The following is an 18,216-nucleotide window of genomic DNA, read 5'->3' as shown; positions in this document are numbered from 1 at the left end:
GTCGCGGACGCGACGGAACAGAGAAACAATGATCATCATCGGCGGCGGCATCGGCGGACTCTCCACCGGCGCCTACGCGCAGATGAACGGGTACCGGACCCAGATCTTCGAGATGCACGAGATACCGGGGGGCTGCTGCACCGCCTGGGACCGCGGCGACTTCACCTTCGACTGCTGCATCAGCTGGCTGCTCGGCAGCGGCCCCGGCAACAGCGAGATGCACCAGATCTGGCTGGAACTCGGTGCGCTCCAGGGCAAGCAGATGCGCCATTTCGACGTCTTCAACATCGTGCGCGCCACGGACGGCAGGGCGGTCTACTTCTACTCCGACCCGGACCGGTTGCAGGCCCACCTGACCGCGATCTCGCCCGCCGACGGCAAGCTGATCCGGCAGTTCTGCGACAGCCTGCGCGCTTTCCGCAGGTGCATGACCGCCTATCCGTTCCTCAAACCGGTCGGCCTGATGGGCCGGTTCGAGCGCTACCGGATGCTGGCGTCCTTCCTCCCGTACGTCAACGTCCTGCGCAAATCCATGGCGACGATGATGTCGGACTTCTCGGCGAGGTTCCGGGAGCCGCTGCTGCGGGAGGCGTTCAACTTCATCCTCTACGAGAAGCACCCCGGCTTCCCGCTGCTGCCGTTCTATTTCCAGCTCGCCTCGCACGCCAACCATTCGGCCGGGGTTCCCGAGGGCGGCTCGCTCGGCCTCTCCCGGTCCGTCGAGCAGCGCTACCTGCGGCTGGGCGGCAAGGTGACGTACAACGCCAAGGTCGAGGAGGTCCTCGTCGAGAACGACCGGGCGGTGGGCGTGCGGCTCAGCGACGGCAGCGAGCACCGCGCCGACATCGTGGTGTCGGCGTGCGACGGCTACACCGCCACGACGAAGCTCCTCAAGGGCTGCTACCTCCAAGGGGAGTACGAGGACCTGTTCACGCACACCATCAAGGAACCGGGCCAGGTCTTCCCCGGCTACGTCATGCTGTTCCTCGGCCTGAGGCAGCCTTTCCCGCAGGGCGAGCCGTGCACGACGTTCCTGCTGGACCAGGTGCAGGCGGCGAAGCTGACCGGTCTCCGCCATCCGAGCGTCAACGTCCAGTTCCGCAGCGTGCACTACCCGGAGCTGTCGCCGCGCGAGACGACGGTCGTCTACGCCACGTACTTCTCCGAGACCGCCCCCTGGCGGGCCGTGAACGAAGGACGCCCGGAGCAGAACACCCGAAGGCACCGGGGAGAGACCGTGCACACCCTCCCGCTGCGGCACGGGCGCGGCTATTACGCGGCCAAGCACCAGGTGCGCGATGCGCTGGTGGAGTTCCTGGACGAGCGGTTCCCGGGGTTGCGGGAATCCATCGCGGTACGCGATCTGGCGACCCCCCTCACCCAGGTCCGGTACACCGGGAATTACGACGGGTCCATCGCGGGCTGGCTTCCCTTCGGCGAAAGCAGCGAGGCGCTGGAGGAACTCACCAAGAAGCACGGGCCGAAGCTGCCCGGACTGGAGAACTTCTACATCTCCGGTGTCTGGGCCACCACGGGCGGCCTCATCAGGGCCGCGGCCGCCGGACGGCAGGTCATGCAGTTCGTCTGCCGGGACGACGGCAAGGAGTTCACGGCCACCATCGACGACAGCGCGCCTCCGCCGACCCATGTCGTCATTCCCGTAGGAGGGCAGACACCCTCCCCGCACCACCGCGAGCCGATCCCGTCCACCGCACGCTGATCCGTCCACCGGGCACGGAAAGGACAGAATGAAGATCGAGAAATGGGTGGTCCGCAAGCACGTCGAGGGCGTACCTGACGTCGACGACGTCTACGAGAAGGTGGTGGAGGAGGTCGACGTCCGGCTGCGCGACGACGAGATGCTCCTCAAGACCCGGTACGTCTCGCTCGACCCCTATCTGAACGGCCTCGCCCAGATGACGCCGATCGGTGACTGGGCGCGAGGGCTGTCGATCATGGATGTGCTGGACGCGGGGCCTCGCGCCCCCTTCCGCCCCGGCGACGTGGTGGAGGGGTTCGGCGGCTGGCGCAGCCACGTCGTCAGCGACGGCAAGGCGTATGTGTGGGAGCCCAACGACTTCTTCCGGTTCGACGTCACACCGATGCGCAAGCTGGACCCGGCGGCCTACGACGAGACGCTGCCGATCACGACGGCGCTGGGTGTCCTGGGCGTGGCGGGGCTGACCGCCTGGGGCGCGATGACGAAGTTCTTCACCGTCCGGCCCGGTGACACGGTCGTGGTCAGCGGCGCGTCCGGCGCCATCGGAAGCCTCGTCGGCCAACTGGCCAAGCGCGCCGGCGCCCGCGTCGTCGGCACCACGGGCACCCCGCAGAAGGCGGCGTACCTCACCGGCCTGGGCTTCGACGCGGTCGTCCACTACCAGCAGGGCGACGACGTCGAGAAGGTCCTCCCCGCGCTGCGGGACGCGGCCCCGAACGGTGTCGACAAGTACTTCGACAACATGGGCGGCGGCATCACGGACGCGGTGTTCACCATGCTCAACCGGTACAGCCAGGTCGCGGTGTCCTGGCAGTGGGACACCACCGTCGGCGGCGACCGGTACGGCCCGCGCCTGCTGGAGTACATCCTGCGCCCGCGCACCACCATCCGCGGCATCTACGCCCAGGACTGGTACACGGAGGCGGACTTCGCGGCGCTCCACGCCGAGGTGGGCGACCTGGTCCGCCGGGGTGAGATCGCCTACCACCAGACCGTCCACCAGGGGTTCGACGCGATCCCCGGCGCCTATCGGAGCCTGTATGTGGACCGTGCGTCGACCCGGGGGAAGGTGATCGTCCAGCTCTAGCGCGGGCGCGTACCCCCGCGGTTCCGTCCGCGGGGGCGCCGCCCCGCGGTCAGGCCCCGGCCGGCGGGACTGCTCAGCGCGGAGAGTCGAGCAACCACCTCGTTGTCAGTTCCTGGACGTCGGCACGGCTGCGATCGCCGTTGTCGGCGAAGATGAACCGGTCGGCGATGTACAGCGAGAAGGTGATCAGGCAGCGTGCCTCGACTTCGTCCTCGTCGGCGCAGAAGGCGCGGAACAGCGAACGCAGGTAGTCCATGTGGCGGTTGTCGACGCGCCGAACGCGTTCGGCGACCGCCGGATCGCGCCGGGCCCAGTCGCGAATCGCCAGGTCGGTCGTGATGTCCGTGTCGAGCCCGTCACCGGTGTCGACGATCGCGAACAGGTGGCGCAGCCGGGCTTTCGCGTCGCCGCCTTCCTTCTCGACGCGTGCTTCCAGGTCGTCGGTGATCTCGCGTTCCCAGCGGTCGAGCATCTCCTCAAGGAGGGCGCGCCGGTCCGAGAAGTATCCGTAGAAGCCGCCCTTGGACACGCCCAGAGCCTTCGCCAGCGCCTCGATCTGGACGGCATCCGGGCCGCCTGCCGCGAGCGCACGCAGTCCTTCGTCGATCCACTTGTGACGCGGGGTGCGAGCCACCGCCATGATCTGCTCCGTTCTGCTTCGATCACCCATCTGTACGGCATCGTATAGATGGGTGCTAGGCTCTCATTTATACGATGCCGTATAGATGAGGGAGTCGGAGGCGCTGAGTATGGTCCGCACGGTGGTCCCTATGGTGTTGGCACTTGTCCTCATGGCAATCGGCTTGTTGCACTTCATCTGGGCGTTCTCCCCCTGGCCGATGAAGGATGCGATGACGTTCACCAAGACGATCGGCGGCAGCGACGATGGCAGGATGCCGTCGGCGCCGAGCACCGTTCTGGTGGGCCTGGCGCTGATCGGTGGCGCTGTGCTCACCCTCATGGTGAACGAGTCCATCCCGGCAATCGGCCCGGAATGGCTGCGATTGGTGGGCATGTACGGCTTGACGGCGGTGCTGCTCGCCCGTGGCCTGGGTGGTTACTTCATGAACTCCGGAGCGGCCGGCGAATTCCAGCGGTTGAACTCTGTCCTGTACTCGCCACTGTGTGTGGCACTTGCCGCCCTGGGCGGCATTGTCGCGGTATCCGCGAGCAGGCGTTAGCCTCGGGCCTTCATGCGAGGGGCGCCTTCCGGGGGATCACGTAAGCAGAAATCACCTCTGACTCCCCGTCCCCCGCCGGGTCGCCGCCCGCGCTGTCAGTCCGGGGCCGCGAGCAAGCGGGTGGCCAGCTCGGCGAGTTCGGGGGCGGGCGGCCGGGGTGCGCGACCGCCCGCGCGGGCCGCGGCGTCGCGGCGCGGGCGCGGGACCGCGGCAGGCTTCGCGCTCGCGGGGCCCGCGCGCCGCGGCTCCGGGCGCTCGGTGTGGAGACTTCCGTCGGCCTCCTCGCCGACCGGCGCGTATCCCTCGGCGCGCAGGACCGCGAGGGTCTCCTCCAGCGGCACGGGGGAGAGCAGCACCGTCGGGGTCAGCGGGCGCAGCCCGAGCCCGGCCAGTCGGCGGTGAGCGGCGACCTCGGCCAGCAGCTCGGGCTCCACGCCGTGGATGACGCAGCCCGCCCTGGCGACCCGGATGCGACCGTGGCGGCGGGCGGTGTCGGCGATCAGATACGTCAGGGGCTGGGGGAGTTCGCCCGTCGCGATGGCGGCCAGATCGGCGGTGATGGCCTGCGCGTCGCGGTGCTCGTCCAGCGCCCTGCGGACGGAGGCCGCGCTGAACCGCCAGACCGAGGCCGTCCCGCGCGCCTCCCGCGTGGCGACCGCGTCCAGGACGGCGGCCAGGTGAGCCGAGGGGACGCCGGGGACCACCGCTGTCAGGTCCGCACCGATCCGGGCGCGGTCGACGGCCGCGGGCAGCAGGCGCCGCGCGCAGGCCGACAGGTCCTCCGGTGCGCCGTCCCTCACGGTGTCATCCGCACCCTCCGCGTGCAGGGCGGCGCCGAGCGGGGAGAGCCCGCCGTGCGCCAGCACGCCGAGGAGTCCGGCCTCGCGCACCAGCGCGGCGAACGGCGCCGCTTCCTGCGGACGCGCCGGAGCGAGCGGATGATGCCAGGCCAGCACCCTCCCCCAGGCGGCCGGGTCCCGGACGCCGCAGGTGGCGGGAAGGCGCGCCGCCGCCGCGAGCAGGCCGCGGCGGAGCCGGGCGCACGCCGCGACGGGCGGTGCGGTGTCCAGCGCGGGCAGCGGCCTGCCGTCCGCGTCGTGGGCGCGCGTCGGCTCGCGGCCGAGGGCCCACCAGGCGCGCAGCAAATGGACGTACTGCTCGGCCGGTTCCCGCGCGGCCCACGCGTCGTACGCTGCGGTGACCGGCACCGCCTCCCCGTCGCGGGCCACCAGGCCGCCCGCGTACGCGCACGCCAGCACCAGCCGCACCACCGGCTCCGGGCACTGCGCCGCCCCGCCCAGCCTGGCCAGCTCGCGGGCACCGATTCCGCCGCCGCGCAGCTGAGCCGGGGGCCGGCGCGCGCACACGGCGAGCAGCGCGGCGGCGTGCCCGGTCAACTCCGCGGCGAGGGCAGCCGCCTCGCGCGCCACGTCGGCGGGGTCCAGCGGGCGCAGGTCGGGCTTGGGCGGCAGCGGGTCGAACGGCGCGTGCCAGCCGGGGCCGCGCAGGGCCAGTGCGACCTCGGCGGGCATGACGGCCTGCGACCCGAAGCGCGGGCGCACCAGCAGGGCGCGGTCGGTGGCCCACCGCTCGTCGCCGTACCGCGGCCCATGGGACGCGAGGCCCTCGGGCCCGCCCTCGCAGCGCTCGTACAGCAGCTTCCGCGTCCCGTCCGGCGCCGTGTCCACCAGCGCCCTGACCCGCTCGGGATCGCGGTGGTGCTCCAGGACCTGTTCGAGGCGCTCGGCCTTGGCCTTCGCGGGGGCGCGGCCCAACACCTCGGCGATCTGGCGCAGTTCCTCGGAGCTCCGGTCGGACAGCAGCGCGCCGAGCCGGGCCTGGAGTCCGAGCGGGGCCGGCCACCGCTGGTGCAGCGCGGGTGCCATACGCAGCCGCCCATCGGCCGAGGCCCACACCAGTGCGTGGTCGCCCAGGGTGCGCAGCGCCGCCGCCAGCGGCCCCTTGTCGCAGGGTGCGCCCAGCAGCTTCTCAAGCGCGCTGCCGGATACGGGAGTTCCCAGCGCGGCCAGCGCCTCGGCGGTCTGCAGCACGGGCAGCGGCAGCAGCGGGACGACCCGCGCCACGGCGGCGGGCCGCAGCAACCGCTCGGCCAGTTCGCCCAGCGACCGCGGCCGCGGCCCGCCCACGGCATCGGGGCGCGCGGCCAGCACCCGGCACAGCCGCTCGGCGCCGAGCGTCCGCAGCCAGGCGGCGAGCGCCGGACCGGGAGACGTGCTGATGGGGGATCACCACCTCAACCTGCCGAAGCGCCGTGACGGATGAGGCGCCCACCGTAACGGCTCCGTCGGACGGCCACCTCACGGATCAGCGAACTCGTCCACGGCGGTCGCGCGATGCCGGCTACGGGTGGAAGCGGGAGACGAAACGGCGCTGCCAGGGCGTCTCGACGGCGCGCGGGGCGTAGTGCTCCCGGACGTAGGCGACCGCCCGGTCGCCCGGCACCCCGTCGAGTACGGCGATGCAGGCCAGCGCGGTGCCGGTGCGTCCGTGCCCGCCCGCGCAGGCGATCTCGACGCGCTCGGCCTCGGCGCGCGCCCATGCTTCGCGTAGCGCGTCGGCGGCCGTACCGCGGTCGGACGGCAGCCAGAAGTCGGGCCAGCGCACCCATCGGTGCTCCCATGCCACGGCGGGGGGCCGGTGACCCAGCAGGTAGAGCGCGAACGCGGGCCGCGGGCCCTGCGGAAACGGGTGCCTCAGGCCGCGGCCCCGGATGAGCCGGCCCGAGGGCAGTCGCAGCACACCGGCCGCCGAGGACTCCCATGTCGAGGACATGGTGTGAGCGTAGCCCCCACTGTCGGGGCCATGGTGCGAGCGTAGCCCCCCCGCCGACGCACACCTGGCTCGTGTCCCCGCTCGGATTCTGCGCTCCGCTCAGGTTCTGTGCTCCGCTCAGGCGAGCGCGCCGACGGCCCGGCGGAAGGCTGCGGGCCAGCGGGCCGCCGCGGGAACGATGCGAGGAGCCAGCAGCGGGTGGTGGCGGGCCCGCAAGAGGGCCGCGGTCAGGAGGCGGTGGCGGCGCGAGGCCCGGCGCCACGCCGCCTCGTACGCCTCGGGGCGGTCGCGGCGCACACAGTCCACCAGGGCGGCGGCACCGGCGAGGGCGAGCGCGATGCCCTCGCCGGTGAGCGCGTCGACGTAGCCGGCGGCGTCGCCGACCAGCAGCACCCGGCCCGCGACCCGGCGCCGGGCGCTCTGCCGCATCGGGCCGGCCCCGCGCACCTGGCCGGGCGCCCCCGCGGCGAGCCGGCGGACCAGGTGCGGGAAGCGGGCGAGCTGCTCGTCGAAACCGCCACGACGGGTGGTCAGGAGCGCGACACCGACCAGTTCCCGGCCGACCGGCGTGATGTACGCCTCCGCGTCCGGGCCCCAGTGGACCTCGACGCAACTGCTCCACGGCGCGACCTCGTAGTGCCGGCGGAGCCCGTACCGGGCGGGGGAGGGCGCCGCGGCCTGGAGGCCGAGCGCGCGGCGCACGGGCGAGTGCAGGCCGTCGGCGGCGGCCAGGTAGCGGGCGGCGATCCCGGCCGCCGTGACCCGGTCGCCGCGCTGGACGACGGGGCCCGCGGGCCGGGGCAGGACGGGGATGCCGAGGGCGGCGGCGCGGGCGGCGAGCGCGCCGTGCAGGACGGTGCGCCGCACGCCGAGCCCCGGGCCGGTGGCGGCCGGGAACGCCGCTTCGGCGGTGTGCCTGCCGTCGAGGTAGCGGATGCCGCGCAGCGGCCGACCGGCGGCCGCCACGCCGAGGGCGCGCAGGGCGTGGACGGCGCCGGGCATCAGGCCCTCACCGCAGGCCTTGTCGATCGGCGCGGGACGCGGTTCGAGGACCGCGACGTCCAGCCCGGCGCGCGCGGCTCCGATCGCACAGGCCAGCCCGGCCGGGCCGCCGCCGGCGACAAGCAGGTCGATCACGACCGCCGACTCTAGGGGCTGTACCGCCCGATTCCCTAAGACATGTGCCATTCGGGGTACTTCGCCATCCGGCCGGGTCCGGCGGCGCGCCGTTCCCGGCCACGTGGACGTGTCGTTCCGTACGCTCCGCCGGATGGAGACCGGGAACCGGGACGGGGGCTGTGAGGGGGGCCGGACGGGTGCTGTGAGGGGGACCCGGGCGGAGGCGCGGAGGGAGGCTGGGGCGGGTGCTGTGAGGGGGGTCGGGGCGGAGGCACGGAGGGAGGCCGGGACGGGGGCCGCCGCGCGTGCGTGTCTCACCAGGCCGCGTCCCGCCGCCGTCCAGGGCCTGCTGGGCGCCTGCCACCCCCTGCCCGCCCTCGCCGTGACGGTGATGGCCACCGCCCTGGGCATCGCATGCGGCCACTCCTGGCAGACCTGCGCGCTGGTCGGCCTGGCCGTCCTGTCCGGCCAGTTGTCGATCGGCTGGAGCAACGACTGGTTGGACGCGCGCCGGGACCTCGCCACCGGCAGAGCGGACAAGCCCGTCGTGACCGGGCGTGTGGGCCCGCGCGCGGTCGGGTGCGCCTCCGCCGCGGCTCTGACCGCCTGCGTCCCGCTGTCCCTGGCCGCCGGTCTCCCGGCCGCCGCGGCGCACCTGTTCGGCGTCACGGGAGGCTGGCTCTACAACCTCGGCCTGAAACGGACCGTGTGGTCGTGGCTGGGCTACGCGATGGGCTTCGGCTCGCTGCCGGCGTTCGTCGTCCTCGCGCTGCCCGGCCACCCCCGGCCCACCTGGTGGACCTTGGCGGTCGGCGCCCTGCTGGGAGTCGGGGCGCACATCGCCAACGTCCTGCCCGACATCCCGGACGACCTGGCCACCGGCGTACGGGGCCTTCCGCAGCGCCTGGGCGCCACCGGCGCACGCCTGCTCGCCCCGCTGCCCCTCCTGGCGGGCATCGCCGTCCTCGCCTTCGCGCCGCCGGGCCCCGCGGGCGCCGCAGGCTGGTTCGCCCTCGCCGCCGGAACCGTGCTCACCGCCGCCGGGATCGTCCACCCGGCCCGCGGCAGCCGCAGCCGCGCCCCCTTCCTCACCGCGATCGCTGTGGCCGCGATCGCGGTCGCCCTGGCGTTCTCCCGTGCCGCGTCGATGACATGTCCGCATGCCCCATCGGTGACATGACCCCCTGCCACCCGGACGCGGGTGGAGATCCCACCGGAACGGCCGCCGGCGCTCTAGGCTGCGGATCTTCGACACGTCAGAAGAGGCCCCGCATGCTCCCCCCGACCTCAGCGTCCCCGCGCCTCGCCGCGGTGGGCACCGCCCTCCCTCCACGCGTGTACCGACAGGAGGACATCACCGCCAGATTCGTCGAGCACTGCCTGCCCGCCGGGCATCCCGGCCGCCGGACCATGGCTCGCATCGCGGACAACTCGGGCGTGCGTACCCGCCACTTCACCCTGCCTCTGGAGCGCTACCCCCATCTCGACGACTTCACCGAGAGCAACGACATCTGGATCGCGAACGCCCTCGACCTCGGCGAGCGGGCGTTGCGCGGCGCGCTGGGCGCCGCGGGTGTCGACGCCGACGAGGTCGACCTGATCGTGACCACGACCGTCACCGGCCTTGCCGTGCCGTCCCTGGACGCCCGCCTGGCGCGGCGGGTCGGCCTGCGCGAGGACGTCAAGCGCCTGCCGCTGTTCGGCCTCGGCTGCGTCGCGGGCGCCGCGGGCGTCGCCCGCCTCAACGACTACCTCCGGGCGTGGCCGGACCAGGTGGCCGTGCTCCTCTCCGTCGAGCTGTGCTCGCTGACCTTCCAGCCCCGCGACACCACGATCGCGAACTACGTCGCCACCAGCCTCTTCGGCGACGGGGCCGCCGCCGTCGTGGCCGTCGGCGCCGACCGCGCGGCCGATGTCCGAGGGCCGCGGGTGCTCGCCACCCGCAGCCGCCTGTATCCCGACAGCGAGCACGTGATGGGCTGGCACATCGGCGCGAACGGGTTCCGCGTCGTCCTGTCCTCCGACGTCCCCGCCATCGTCGGGAACTTCCTCCCCAAGGAGGTGCACGCCTTCCTCGACGACCACGGCCTGGCGCCCGGCGACGTCGTGACCTGGCTGTGCCACCCGGGCGGGCCGAAGGTCATCGACGCCATCACCTCCTGCCTGGACCTGCCCGCCGGCGCGCTCGACCGCACGCGCGCGTCCCTGGCCCGGGTCGGCAACCTGTCGTCCGCCTCGGTCCTGCACGTCCTGCGCGACGCGATGGCCCACCAGCCGCCGCCTCCGGGCAGCCCCGCGCTGATGATGGCCATGGGCCCCGGCTTCAGCTCCGAACTCGTCCTCCTGCGGTGGTGAGATCCCCGTGACCAGCCAGCTGTGGTTCACCCTGCTCACCGCCGCCGTCGCGGCCGAACGCCTCGCCGAGCTCGCGGTCGCCACCCGTCACACCCGCTGGGCCCGCGCCCGCGGCGGCGTCGAGCACGGCCCCGGCCACTACCCCGTGATGGTCGCCGTCCACACCGGACTGCTCGTCGGCATGCTCGCCGAAGTCCACCTGGCGCACCGGCCCTTCCTGCCGTACGCGGGGTGGGCGGCGCTGGCCCTCGCGGTCGGCGCCCAGGCGCTGCGCTGGTGGTGCGTCGCCACCCTCGGCAAGCGCTGGAACACCCGCGTCATCGTCGTCCCCGATCTGCCCCTCGTCGCGAGCGGGCCGTACCGTCTGCTGCGCCACCCCAACTACCTCGCCGTCGCCGTGGAGGGCGCCGCCCTGCCCATGGTCCACACCGCGTGGCTGACGGCCGCCGCCTTCACCGCGGCCAACGCCGCCGTGCTCGCGGTACGCCTGCGCGTCGAGAACACCGCCCTCGGGCTGGCCTCGCCATGACGCTCGATCCGGTGGCCCGTACCGCCCGGCTCACCGCCGCCGCGCGGGCCCGGGAGTCGGCCCGTGACGACCGGCTGTTCGACGACCCGCTCGCCGCCGTTCTGGCCGGGGACACCGGTCGCGCGCTGCTCGCACCGCTCGGCGACGCGTCGGTGATCGCCGTGCGGACCCGGTTCTTCGACGACGCGGTCACCCGGCTGTTCCGCACCGGCACGGACACGGGCACCGACCTACGCCAACTGGTCCTGCTCGCCGCCGGCATGGACACCCGCGCATACCGGCTCGACCTGCCCGCCGACACGGTCCTCTTCGAGTTGGACCGGCCGGAGTTGCTTGACCTCAAGGCGCGCCTGCTCGCCGGGGTCCCGGCTCCCGCTCCCGTCCCGCGCTGCATCCGGCGGACGGTCGGCGTCGATCTGGCCGACGACTGGCCGGCCGCGCTCGCAGCCGCCGGCTTCCACCCGCACCGGCCCACCTGCTGGCTCGCCGAGGGGCTGACTCCGTATCTGGAGGAGAGCGCCGTCCACCGGCTACTGGACCGGATCACCGCTCTCTCCGCGCCGGGCAGTCATCTGCTCACCGACTTCGTCGGCCGGTCGCTCCTGGAAAGCCCCCGGGCCCGCCCGATGCTGGAAGCGCTCGCCCGGTCCGGCGCCGCCTGGCACTTCGGTACGGAGGAACCGGAGCTGCTGCTGGGCGACCGGAACTGGCGCGCCGAGGTGACCCGCGTGGCCGTGGCAGGCCGGGCGATGGGCCGCCGGCCGGACTCCGTCGACGCCGAACGCACAGCACCGGACGCGCCCCAGGGCTATTTCGTCCATGGGAGCCGATGACCGTCCGGCGGCACCAGCCAAAGGCCGCGCGGGCTGATGCCGAGCGCCTGGCGCGGAATCGACGCCTCCGCGCTCCTTTACCCGAAGTGCCCGTCCGCTCGTTGGAAACTCAGGGGTGGAAACCAGCCATCCTGACTCGGCTGAGGGAACTGCTCGCAGCCGATATCGGCCAAGAGTGTCCGGGCTCCCGCACCGGGCGGCGCCGGCGCACGACGACCGCAGGTCCGTGTATACGTCATGCTTCTATGCGCCCTTGACTGCCTTGCGCTCTGCATGCTTCGCGGCAGTCGCGTGCCGGTGGGTCGTCGACCCGGAATCGGTGGCGGTGACCATGCGGTCCCGACGGAAACGCGAGCAGCGACAACCGATCGAACTACAGAACGGGATGACTCGTTCCGCCCTTCCGGCCCCCGATCCTGACCGGAAGCATGCGTCATGATCTACGAGAGTTGATCCGTAGGGCGGGGGAGATCCTGTGGGGGCACGACTCGGATTCAGAGTTCTCGGACCATTAGCCGTAACGGCGGAAGGGCGGAGCGTCCCGGTGGGAGGGGCCCGGCAGCGGGTCATTCTCGCCTTGCTGATCCTCAGCCCGGGACGGGTGGTTCCGGTTGACACCCTGGTCGACGTCGTCTGGAACGGCAGACCGCCGGCGACCGCCCGCACCCAGGTCGCCATCTGCATCGCCGCGCTGCGCAAGGCGTTCAAGGCGCAGGGCGTCGAGGACGACGTGATCGTCACAGCCCACCCCGGCTATGTGCTCAACACCGAGGGGCACGACGTCGACTGGGTCGACTTCGCCACCCGCGTCGGGGAGGCCGAGCAGGAGGCCAAGGAGGGGCGGCTGCTCGAAGCGGCGCAGCACTACGCGCAGGCGCTCGCCCTGTGGCGCGGCCCGGCGCTCTCCGGGGTGGTGGGCCAGCCGGTGGAGGACGAGGCCGCCCGTCTGGAGGAGTACCGGCTCAACGCCCTCGACGACGCGACCGCCGTACGGCTGGACCTGGGCCAGCACCAGGAGATCGTCCCGGAGCTGGCCGCCGTCGTACGGGAGCAGCCGCTGCGCGAACGCACGCTCAGGCACCTGATGCTGGCCCTGTACCGGTCGGGACGGCGGGCGGAGGCCATGGAGGCCTTCCGCAATGCGCGCAAGCAGTTCATCGACGAGCTGGGCCTCGAGCCGGGGCCCGACCTGCAGCAGCTGCACGACGCGATCCTGCGCGACGACAGCTCCCTCGACGCGCCCGGCACCGCGCCCGCCGCGCCCACCCAGACCGAGTCGACGGTGGTGCCTTCCGAACTTCCGCCCGACATCCCGGGGTTCATCGGCCGGGACGCCGAGCTCGCCGGTCTCGACTCCCTGGTCTCCGACGGCGGGGGCGGCCACGGGCCCAGGGTCGGCCTGATCACCGGGGCGGCGGGGATCGGCAAGACAGGACTGGCGGTGCGCTGGGCCCACCGGGTCCACGAGCGCTTCCCCGACGGCCGGCTCTACGCCGAGATGCGGGGCTACGACGGGCACCACACGCCCACGGGGGCGGGCGACGTGCTCAGCCGCTTCCTGCGGTCGTTCGGGGTGCCGAGCGACCAGATCCCGTCCGGTCTGGAGGAGCGGACCGCGCTCTACCGGTCGCTGCTCGCGCACCGCAAGGTCCTCATCGTCCTCGACAACGTGCGCAGTTACGCGCAGATCAAGGACCTGCTGCCCGGGGTCGGCGAGTGCTGCGTCGTCATCACCAGCAGGGAGCAGATGGAGGAGCTGGTCACCTGGCCGCCGCGGGCCAGGGTGCACCTGGGCCTGCTGGCCGAGCCGGAGGCGGTCGGGCTGCTCGCCGCCATCGTCGGTGAGCCGCGGATCGCGGGCGCCCCGGCCGACGCGGCCACGCTCGCGGGGCTGTGCGACCGGCTGCCGCTGGCCCTGAGGATCGTCGCGGCCAGGCTGGCCTCCAAGCCGCACTGGACGGTACGGCACATGGTGACCCGGCTCCGCGACGAGCAGCGCCGGCTCGACGAACTCAGCCAGGGCGAGTCCCAGGTGCGGGCGAGCCTCGAACTGAGCTACCGCTACCTCTCCGACGGCGCGGCCAGCCTGTACCGCAGGCTCGGGCTGCTGACCGCCCCGGACTTCGCCGCCTGGTCCGCGTCCGCCCTCCTCGACATCGAGGCGCTGGAGGCCGAGCGGCTCATCGAGCAGCTCGTCGACGCCCAGTTCCTGGAGGTGGTCGGGGTCGACGCGACCGGCCACATGCGCTACCGGTTCCAGAACCTGCTGCGGCTGTACGCCGGCGAGCGCGCGGCGCAGGAGGAGACCGCCGAGCAGCGGTGGGCCGCCCGCGACCGGCTTTTCCGTACGTACCTGACCCTCGCGGAGGACGCCCACCGCCGGGAGTACGGCGGCGACTTCAGCGTGCTCCACGGCACGGTGGAGCGCTGTCCGCTGGACGCCGAGCTGACCGACGAGCTCCTGGTCGCGCCCCTGGAGTGGTTCGAGGCCGAGCGGCTCTCGCTGCGTGCCGTCATCGACCAGGCGGCCGAGCTCGGCATGGACGAGCTCGCCTGGGACCTGGCGATCTCGATGGCGGTGCTCTTCGAGACCCGCAACTACATCGAGGACTGGCGGCTGTGCGCCGAGCGCGCCCTTGCGGCCACCCGCGCCGCGGGGAACCCGCGCGGGGAGGCCGCGATGCTGACCGACCTCGGCGCCGTCGAGCTGCGGCTGCGCAACCTCCCGCAGGCCGCCGCGTACCTGACGGAGGCGCTGGCCCTGCACGTGCGGGTCGGTGAACGCCACGGCGAGGCGCTGACCCTGCGGCACCTGGCGATCCACGACCGGATGCAGGGCGACCTGGACACCGCGATGCGGCGCCTCCTCACGGCCCTGGGCGTCTTCCAGGCGGTGGGCGACCGGTCGTCCGAGGCGCACGCGATGAACAACATGGCGCAGATCGAGCTGGACCTCGGCAGGCCGGAGGCCGCCATCCGGCTCGGCCTGGAGGCGGTCCGGCTGTCGGAGAGCATCGGCCGGGGCGGGGCCCGGGGCGTGGCGCAGAGCACGCACCGGCTCGGCTGGGCGTACCTGGCGCAGGGGCGTCCGGACCAGGCGGAGGAGGCGTTCCTGCGTGTGGTGCACATCGTCAAGGAGAAGTCCGACATCGTCGGCCTCGCGTACGCGCTGTTGGGCCTCGGCGAGACCCGGCTCGCCGCCGGCGCCGGGCAGCAGGCGCTCGACACCCTGACGGACGCCCTGGACATCGCCTCGCGGATCGACAGCCCGCTGGTGGAGGGGCAGATCAACCTGGCCATCGGCGGCGCGCTGCGCGCCCTGGACCGGCCCGGCGGCGAGGAGTACCTGCGGGCAGCGCAGGCCATCTTCGACCGGATCGGCGCCCGGCCGTGGCAGGAACGGGCCGCGCAGGCGCTCAACTCGGCGGCATGCTGAGCGAGGCGGCGGCCGGCCCGGGACGAATGGCTCCGGCCGCCGCTCTCCTGCCGCCGCTCCGGACTGGAGGTTTTCCCCCATGTTCGGGGATGCCCGGCACCGGTAGCGTTCGTCCCGTCACACTTGGTTCATGACGGGGGCAGGGGAGGGGTGAGCGATGGATGCCACGGCTGGGGCCGTCATCACAGCTGCTGTCATGCTCAGCTGCACGATGTTCATCGTGGCGGCGCTGTTCTGGTTCTCCACGGGGCACACGCGTCGGCGGTACGCGGCCGTCGAGCGGCTCGCCGTGGAGCAGAAGGATCTGCGGAACGAGCTGGCCGAGGTCTCCGGCCGCATACGGGCCATCCAGCGGCTGCTCGAGGACCCGGTCGACTAGCGCGGTGACCGGGCAGGCCCCGCTGGCCGAGCGCTGAGAGGAAACCCGTACCGGCCGCGGGGGATCGGCCGGTACGGGTGGTATGGGTGGTACGGGGGAGTAGCGGGGGTCAGACGGCGGTCAGGGCCGCGAGTCGCGCGCCGATGTCGCCGACCAGGTCGGCGGCGTGCTCCACGAGGTAGAAGTGGCCGCCGCCCGCGAAGCCGCGCGCGGTGAAGGCGCCGGGGCTGGTGCCGGCCCAGGCCAGGACGGACTCGGCGGGCACGTCCGGGTCGGCCTCGCCATAGAACGCGGCCACCGGGACGCCGACTTCGCACAGCTCGGCCTCGGCCGCGTAAGCGTCCAGGAGCCGGTAGTCGGCGCGGATCGCCGGCAGCACGAGGTCGAGCAGCTCGGGGTGGTCGAGCGCGGCGGCCAGCGGCCCGCCGCGCCGTCTGACGTCGGCGACCAGGGCCTCGTCGTCGGCGAGAGGGAACGCGCGGAGCCGGTGCGGTGCGGCGCGCCCGGAGACCATCAGCAGGTCCGGAACGCCCGACGTCCGCATGCGCAGCGCCACTTCGTACGCCACCGAGGCACCCATGCTGTGGCCGAAGAACGCCGTGGGCAGTGCGGGCAGCCCGCCGAGCGCCGCGGCGACCGAGTCGGCGAGCTCCGCCATGCCGGACGCCGGTTCGTCGAGGATCCGGTCCTCGCGGCCCGGGTAGCGCACCGCGAGCAGTTCGATGTCGGGAGCGAGCCACCGCGGCCAGTCGCGGAAGAAGCCGGCCGCGCCGCCGGCGTGCGGGAAGCAGACGAGGCGGACGCGGGGCCGGCCCGCGGCGTGCAGCGTACGCAGCCAACGGGAGCTCAGGGAGCCGGGGGAGGGAGGCGGGGCGGTGGTCATCCCGGTCACCTCCGCCTGCGGAACCGGCGGGCGGACAGCGGAGCCAGGACCGCGATCATGCCGAGGCTCCAGGCCAGCGCGGCGATCACGTGCTCGCCCGCCGGGCCGCCGGTCATCAGGGCGCGGGAGGAGTCGACCACCGAGCTCATCGGGTTGTGGGTGACCAGATAGCCCAGCCAGCCGGGCATCGTGTCCGGCGCGACGAAGATGGAGCTGCCGAACTGCAGGGGCACCATCGCCAGCATGCCCACGCTCTGCACGGTCTCGATGGTGCGTGCCGTGAGCCCGATCAGGGCGTGCAGCCAGGCCAGCGCGATCCCGTACAGGAGGATCAGGGCGATCGCCGCCGCCGCCTGGAGCGGTCCGGTCCGCACCCGGAAGCCGATCAGCAGGGCGAACGCGAACACCACGAGCAGGCTGACCAGCATCCGCAGCGCGTCCGCGAGGATCCGGCCCGCGAGGACCGCCGAGGGGGCCATCGGCAGGGTGCGGAACCGGTCCATGACGCCGTTGTTGAAGTCGACGTTGAGGCTGATGCCGGAGGTGCGGGACGCGATGGTGGTGGTCAGCGCCATGATGCCGGGCATCACGTACTGGCGGTAGGCGCCGCTGCTGCCGGAGATCGCCCCGCCGAAGATGTAGACGAAGATCAGGGCGAAGACGACCGGCATCAGCGTGGCGTCCAGGACCTGGCCCGGACTGCTCAGCACCTTGCGCAGATTGCGCCGCGTGATGGCCAGCGTATGGCTGGCGGCCCGGCGGGCGCCCGGGATGCCGCCGGTGGCGAGGGCCGTGCTCATGCCGCGCTCCTGGCGGTCTCGGCGCCGGTCCGGCCGGCGGCGGTCAGGGACGTGACCGGGGCGGCGCCGGTCAGCGTGAGGAACACGTCGTCGAGGCTGGGGACCTGGGTATCGATCCGGGCCACCGGGATCCCGGACGCGCCGAGCACCCGGACCGTCTCGGTGACCAGCCGACCCTCCCGGTCCAGCGGCAGCCGGACCAGGCCCTCCGCCTCGTCCACCCCGACCGGGCCGATCCCGGCCAGCTCCAGGGCGCGGCGCATCTCGGCGAGGTCGCCGCGCCGCTGCGGGGTGATGTGCAGCACCGGTCCGCCGATGCGCTCACGCAGTTCGGACGCGGTGCCGGAGGCGATGACCTCGCCCTGGTCGATGACGACGATCGCGTCGGCGAGGGCCTCGGCCTCCTCCATGTACTGCGTGGTGAGCAGCACCGTGGTGCCCTTCGCGGCGAGGCCGCGCACCTCGTCCCACAACTCGTTGCGGCTGCGCGGGTCGAGCCCGGTGGTGGGCTCGTCGAGGAAAAGGACTTTCGGGTCGCCGAGGAGGCTCGCGGCGAGGTCGAGCCGCCGCCGCATTCCACCGGAATAGCCTTTCACGGGGCGCCCGCCCGCCTCGGTGAGACGGAATCGCTCCAGCATCTCGTCGGCGCACGAACGGGCCTTGGCGCGGCCCATGCTGAGCAGCCGGCCGATCAGATAGAGGTTCTCCCAGCCGGAGATGTCCTCGTCCACGGCGGCGTACTGCCCGGTCATCCCGATCAGGCAGCGCACCTCGCGGGCCTGCCGTGCCACGTCGTAGCCGTGGATGAGCGCCTTCCCGGAATCCGGCTTGACCAGGGTGGACAGCATGCGGACGGTCGTCGTCTTGCCGGCTCCGTTGGGGCCGAGAAGACCCAGGACGGTGCCCTCGGGCACCTCGAAGGACACCCCCCGCACGGCGCGGGTGCCCCCGTATGTCTTGGCCAGGTCTTCTACGCGTATGGCAGGGGTCGTGATCGTCATCGGATCCTCTCGGTGTCCGCGGGAACAGCGGCGATGGGAGGCTAGGACGTTCTTCTATCGATGGCTTATCGAAAGGGCTCGACGCGGCGGCGCGGCAGTC

General features: G+C 73.0%; 16 protein-coding genes. 9 read left to right on the top strand and 7 right to left on the bottom strand.

Annotated elements, in window-relative coordinates; translation table 11 throughout:
• Positions 1–28 precede the first annotated feature (28 nt).
• Both Q3Y56_RS05995 and Q3Y56_RS05990 read left to right on the top strand, forming a co-directional pair.
• Entirely contained in the window at positions 29–1,720 is a 1,692-nt protein-coding gene (locus Q3Y56_RS05995; protein ID WP_304460916.1) for an NAD(P)/FAD-dependent oxidoreductase, read from the top strand.
• 28 nt (positions 1,721–1,748) lie between these two features.
• On the top strand, positions 1,749–2,807 hold the full coding sequence (locus Q3Y56_RS05990; protein WP_304460915.1) for an NADP-dependent oxidoreductase: 1,059 nt from the start codon (positions 1,749–1,751) through the stop codon (positions 2,805–2,807).
• Between the two features lie 73 nt (positions 2,808–2,880).
• Here the strand turns inward: Q3Y56_RS05990 and Q3Y56_RS05985 are convergent, their stop codons facing one another.
• Positions 2,881–3,447: a TetR/AcrR family transcriptional regulator gene (locus Q3Y56_RS05985; protein WP_304460914.1), complete on the bottom strand. Its 567-nt coding sequence runs from the start codon at positions 3,445–3,447 to the stop codon at positions 2,881–2,883.
• A 130-nt stretch (positions 3,448–3,577) separates the two neighbouring features.
• Here Q3Y56_RS05985 and Q3Y56_RS05980 point away from each other — a divergent pair, with 130 nt between their 5' ends.
• Positions 3,578–3,988, top strand: coding sequence for a DUF3995 domain-containing protein (locus tag Q3Y56_RS05980; protein ID WP_304460913.1), 411 nt, complete (start codon positions 3,578–3,580; stop codon positions 3,986–3,988).
• Between the two features lie 95 nt (positions 3,989–4,083).
• Here the strand turns inward: Q3Y56_RS05980 and Q3Y56_RS05975 are convergent, their stop codons facing one another.
• The 3 genes from Q3Y56_RS05975 to Q3Y56_RS05965 form a co-directional block, all read right to left on the bottom strand.
• On the bottom strand, positions 4,084–6,159 hold the full coding sequence (locus Q3Y56_RS05975; RefSeq protein ID WP_304460912.1) for a helicase-associated domain-containing protein: 2,076 nt from the start codon (positions 6,157–6,159) through the stop codon (positions 4,084–4,086).
• 190 nt (positions 6,160–6,349) lie between these two features.
• Entirely contained in the window at positions 6,350–6,781 is a 432-nt protein-coding gene (locus Q3Y56_RS05970) for a protein phosphatase (protein ID WP_304460911.1), read from the bottom strand.
• A 117-nt stretch (positions 6,782–6,898) separates the two neighbouring features.
• A complete protein-coding gene (locus tag Q3Y56_RS05965; protein ID WP_304460910.1) occupies positions 6,899–7,918 on the bottom strand; it encodes an NAD(P)/FAD-dependent oxidoreductase in 1,020 nt (339 codons plus the stop codon).
• A 232-nt stretch (positions 7,919–8,150) separates the two neighbouring features.
• On the opposite strand from Q3Y56_RS05965, the gene Q3Y56_RS05960 reads away from it, so the two are divergent.
• The 6 genes from Q3Y56_RS05960 to Q3Y56_RS05935 all read left to right on the top strand — a co-directional run bounded on the left by Q3Y56_RS05960 (position 8,151) and on the right by Q3Y56_RS05935 (position 15,432).
• Complete coding sequence (locus Q3Y56_RS05960; RefSeq protein ID WP_304460909.1) at positions 8,151–9,080, top strand: UbiA family prenyltransferase; 930 nt, start codon at positions 8,151–8,153, stop codon at positions 9,078–9,080.
• A gap of 92 nt (positions 9,081–9,172) precedes the next feature.
• Complete coding sequence (locus tag Q3Y56_RS05955) at positions 9,173–10,255, top strand: type III polyketide synthase (protein ID WP_304460908.1); 1,083 nt, start codon at positions 9,173–9,175, stop codon at positions 10,253–10,255.
• Positions 10,256–10,262: 7 nt separating this feature from the next.
• Positions 10,263–10,784, top strand: a complete 522-nt coding sequence (locus Q3Y56_RS05950) for an isoprenylcysteine carboxyl methyltransferase family protein (RefSeq protein ID WP_304460907.1) — start codon at positions 10,263–10,265, stop codon at positions 10,782–10,784.
• On the top strand, positions 10,781–11,617 hold the full coding sequence (locus Q3Y56_RS05945) for an SAM-dependent methyltransferase (RefSeq protein WP_304460906.1): 837 nt from the start codon (positions 10,781–10,783) through the stop codon (positions 11,615–11,617). The genes Q3Y56_RS05950 and Q3Y56_RS05945 overlap by 4 nt, the downstream gene beginning before the upstream one ends.
• A gap of 475 nt (positions 11,618–12,092) precedes the next feature.
• Positions 12,093–15,053: a BTAD domain-containing putative transcriptional regulator gene (locus Q3Y56_RS05940; RefSeq protein WP_304460905.1), complete on the top strand. Its 2,961-nt coding sequence runs from the start codon at positions 12,093–12,095 to the stop codon at positions 15,051–15,053.
• 196 nt (positions 15,054–15,249) lie between these two features.
• Positions 15,250–15,432 carry a hypothetical protein gene (locus Q3Y56_RS05935; RefSeq protein WP_304460904.1) on the top strand — a complete coding sequence of 61 codons (183 nt, stop codon included), beginning with the start codon at positions 15,250–15,252 and terminating at the stop codon, positions 15,430–15,432.
• 109 nt (positions 15,433–15,541) lie between these two features.
• Here Q3Y56_RS05935 and Q3Y56_RS05930 read toward each other — a convergent pair whose 3' ends face one another.
• Genes Q3Y56_RS05930 through Q3Y56_RS05920 form a run of 3 tightly spaced genes read right to left on the bottom strand, consistent with a single transcriptional unit; the run spans position 15,542 to position 18,116 of the window.
• Positions 15,542–16,315, bottom strand: coding sequence for a thioesterase II family protein (locus Q3Y56_RS05930; protein ID WP_304460903.1), 774 nt, complete (start codon positions 16,313–16,315; stop codon positions 15,542–15,544).
• A 5-nt stretch (positions 16,316–16,320) separates the two neighbouring features.
• Complete coding sequence (locus Q3Y56_RS05925; RefSeq protein ID WP_304460902.1) at positions 16,321–17,115, bottom strand: ABC transporter permease; 795 nt, start codon at positions 17,113–17,115, stop codon at positions 16,321–16,323.
• Positions 17,112–18,116 (bottom strand): ATP-binding cassette domain-containing protein, encoded by a 1,005-nt coding sequence (locus Q3Y56_RS05920; RefSeq protein ID WP_304460901.1) that lies wholly within the window; start codon positions 18,114–18,116, stop codon positions 17,112–17,114. Before Q3Y56_RS05920 ends, Q3Y56_RS05925 begins: the two co-directional genes overlap by 4 nt.
• Between the last annotated feature and the right edge of the window lie 100 nt (positions 18,117–18,216).

This window comes from Streptomyces sp. XD-27, assembly GCF_030553055.1.
Lineage (GTDB): Bacteria > Actinomycetota > Actinomycetes > Streptomycetales > Streptomycetaceae > Streptomyces.
Note: the sequence above shows the minus strand (reverse complement) of the source record. Positions and strands in the feature narration are given on the sequence as shown.

Bases quoted from the DNA above. Each gene is read 5' to 3' on its own strand.
- Q3Y56_RS05995 (WP_304460916.1), top strand. From the start codon at position 29: ATGATCATCATCGGCGGCGGCATCGGCGGACTCTCCACCGGCGCCTAC.
- Q3Y56_RS05955 (WP_304460908.1), top strand. From the start codon at position 9,173: ATGCTCCCCCCGACCTCAGCGTCCCCGCGCCTCGCCGCGGTGGGCACC.
- Q3Y56_RS05985 (WP_304460914.1), bottom strand. From the start codon at position 3,447: ATGGCGGTGGCTCGCACCCCGCGTCACAAGTGGATCGACGAAGGACTG.
- Q3Y56_RS05970 (WP_304460911.1), bottom strand. From the start codon at position 6,781: ATGTCCTCGACATGGGAGTCCTCGGCGGCCGGTGTGCTGCGACTGCCC.
- Q3Y56_RS05925 (WP_304460902.1), bottom strand. From the start codon at position 17,115: ATGAGCACGGCCCTCGCCACCGGCGGCATCCCGGGCGCCCGCCGGGCC.
- Q3Y56_RS05920 (WP_304460901.1), bottom strand. From the start codon at position 18,116: ATGACGATCACGACCCCTGCCATACGCGTAGAAGACCTGGCCAAGACA.
- Q3Y56_RS05930 (WP_304460903.1), bottom strand. From the start codon at position 16,315: ATGACCACCGCCCCGCCTCCCTCCCCCGGCTCCCTGAGCTCCCGTTGG.
- Q3Y56_RS05945 (WP_304460906.1), top strand. From the start codon at position 10,781: ATGACGCTCGATCCGGTGGCCCGTACCGCCCGGCTCACCGCCGCCGCG.
- Q3Y56_RS05990 (WP_304460915.1), top strand. From the start codon at position 1,749: ATGAAGATCGAGAAATGGGTGGTCCGCAAGCACGTCGAGGGCGTACCT.
- Q3Y56_RS05935 (WP_304460904.1), top strand. From the start codon at position 15,250: ATGCTCAGCTGCACGATGTTCATCGTGGCGGCGCTGTTCTGGTTCTCC.
- Q3Y56_RS05980 (WP_304460913.1), top strand. From the start codon at position 3,578: ATGGTGTTGGCACTTGTCCTCATGGCAATCGGCTTGTTGCACTTCATC.